General features: G+C 53.4%; 1 protein-coding gene, 6 tRNA genes and 1 pseudogene. All 8 read right to left on the bottom strand.

Annotated elements, in window-relative coordinates; translation table 11 throughout:
* Window positions 1–811: pseudogene (locus PA598K_RS34140) on the bottom strand (collagen-like protein); the annotation flags it as partial.
* A gap of 446 nt (window positions 812–1,257) precedes the next feature.
* Window positions 1,258–1,449 carry a hypothetical protein gene (locus PA598K_RS36825; RefSeq protein WP_185602401.1) on the bottom strand — a complete coding sequence of 64 codons (192 nt, stop codon included), beginning with the start codon at window positions 1,447–1,449 and terminating at the stop codon, window positions 1,258–1,260.
* Window positions 1,450–1,649: 200 nt separating this feature from the next.
* Window positions 1,650–1,723, bottom strand: a tRNA-Gly gene (locus tag PA598K_RS34130).
* 8 nt (window positions 1,724–1,731) lie between these two features.
* A tRNA-Pro gene (locus PA598K_RS34125) sits at window positions 1,732–1,808 on the bottom strand.
* Window positions 1,809–1,814: 6 nt separating this feature from the next.
* A tRNA-Gly gene (locus PA598K_RS34120) sits at window positions 1,815–1,889 on the bottom strand.
* 6 nt (window positions 1,890–1,895) lie between these two features.
* A tRNA-Leu gene (locus tag PA598K_RS34115) sits at window positions 1,896–1,982 on the bottom strand.
* A 37-nt stretch (window positions 1,983–2,019) separates the two neighbouring features.
* Window positions 2,020–2,096: transfer RNA gene (locus PA598K_RS34110), tRNA-Asp, on the bottom strand.
* Window positions 2,097–2,130: 34 nt separating this feature from the next.
* Window positions 2,131–2,207: transfer RNA gene (locus tag PA598K_RS34105), tRNA-Met, on the bottom strand.
* Window positions 2,208–2,298 lie beyond the last annotated feature (91 nt).

Here is a 2,298-nt window from a genome sequence, read left to right as displayed (position 1 = left end):
CACCGTTGAGACCAGTTGCTCCCGTGGCTCCCGTCGCCCCGGTTACACCGTTGAGACCAGTTGCCCCCGTGGCTCCCGTCGCCCCGGTTGCACCCGCAAGGCCCGTAGCACCTGTGATACTCACGCCGGTTACCCCCGTGGCGCCAGCGGTACCAATCGGAATCCAGCCCCCAGGATAATCCAAGCCACCATTCTGGCTACTGCGGTAATAGAGCGATGGGTTAGAGATGTACAACTGCTGGACAAAGTCACCGACGCGCGAGACATAGATCGTCCAGACTGCGGGATGATTCACGCCAGTCGGGCCATGGACCGGACCGCTTCCTGTCGGACTCGAGGAACTGTACACCCCGGGCTGGTTAAAGATATTTAAGTCAGAGCCCTCATACAATTCATTGTTGATCGGGAAGACGCCGTCATCGGCGTTCAACACAACTACGCCGGTCTGACCGTTGACGCTGAGTACGCCGCCAGGCAGACCGGTCGCGCCGGTTGGACCTTGCGGTCCGACCAGGGTGGGCAGGTTGGATGCCGTCTTCAGCTTGGAGTCGAGCATCATCTCCTGCCGGAAGACGGTATCGAGCATCGCCTGGGCGCTCTGATTAACTTGCAAGATCTCTGCGAGCGTGGCATTTGGTCCGGTGACACCAGCCAGCGTGCCGAGCGCGTACTGGATCTTCTCGCCCTCGGCATTGATAATATGAGCTAGTCCCAGTTCTTCCATCGCGATGGAGGAGAAGATCAGGTTGACCACATCGTCCCGCGTCAGTGTGACCGTTGGACTGATGTTGGGGATATTCGGATAAGACAAGCTAATTCCCCCTTAATACAAGATACAGCAGTATATTCAGTCAACCACACGGCAGGTAACAGATACGAGTCTATTTTTCCATTAAATTCCGCCCTTATAAAGGTAAAGAACGCTATTAGAACGGTCAACCAAAACACAAAAAAGCCCCTGAGCTACAAGGGCTTTGAGGATTTTGAAGTTGGAGCGGGTGATGAGAATCGAAACCACGTCATCAGCATTGAGTACAACCACGCCGGTCTGACCGTTGATGCTAAGCACGCCGCCCGGTAGAACGGTCGAGCCTGTAGCGCATTGCGGTCCGACCAGTGTCGGCAGAACGGTCGAACCTGTAGCGCATTGCGGTCCGACCAGTGTCGGCAGATTGGCCGCCATCTTGAGCTTGGGTCGAGAGTCATCTCAAAGACGGTATAGAGCAACGCCTGGGCGCTCTGTTTGACCTGCAGGATCTACAGCGTCGCATCCGGTCCGGTGACGCCGGCCAGTGTACCGAGTGCGTACTGAATATTCTCGGCCTGGGCATTGATGATATGGGCCAGTCCCAGCTCCTCCATAGCGATGGAAGAGAAGATCAGGTTGACCACATCGTCCCGAGTCAGCGTAACCGCGGGACTGATGTTGGGGATATTCGGATAAGACAAGCTAATTCCCCCTTGAATTCAAGATATAGCAGTATATTCTGTCAACCCTACGAAAGGTAACAGATACGAGACTAATTTTCAATTGAATTCCGCCCTTATTAAGTTAAAAATCGCTATTAGGAGGAACAATCACAAATCGACAACATTAAACAAAAACAAAAAAAGCCCTTAGGCTACAAGGGCTTCGAATATTATAAAGTTGGAGCGGGTGATGGGAATCGAACCCACGCCATCAGCTTGGAAGGCTGAGGTTCTACCATTGAACTACACCCGCAAAAATAATGGTCGGGATGACACGATTTGAACATGCGACCCCCTGGTCCCAAACCAGGTGCTCTACCAAGCTGAGCTACATCCCGTAAAGATGGAGCGGAAGACGGGAATCGAACCCGCGACCCTCGCCTTGGCAAGGCGATGCTCTACCGCTGAGCCACTTCCGCAAAGTATGGTGCGGTCGAGAGGACTCGAACCTCCACGGCTGTTACACCACTAGAACCTGAATCTAGCGCGTCTGCCAATTCCGCCACGACCGCATACTTTGAAACGTACAAACAACCAAATGTGTAAAAATGGCGGAGCTGACGGGATTCGAACCCGCGGTCTCCTGCGTGACAGGCAGGCATGTTAGGCCTCTACACCACAGCTCCAGAGATATTCCGATTATGTAATCGAGAAAAAAGTTGGTTGCGGGGGCAGGATTTGAACCTGCGGCCTTCGGGTTATGAGCCCGACGAGCTACCGGGCTGCTCCACCCCGCGTCGTTGATACAAGTGTTCTTAAGGTTTGCACCTTAAAAACTGGATGCGAAAGTCAAGCAAAAGGTCAATCTTAGCTGAGGTTGTTAGGATA

This window comes from Paenibacillus sp. 598K (assembly GCF_003851045.1).
Taxonomy (GTDB): Bacteria; Bacillota; Bacilli; order Paenibacillales; family Paenibacillaceae; genus Paenibacillus_D.
Note: the sequence above shows the minus strand (reverse complement) of the source record. Positions and strands in the feature narration are given on the sequence as shown.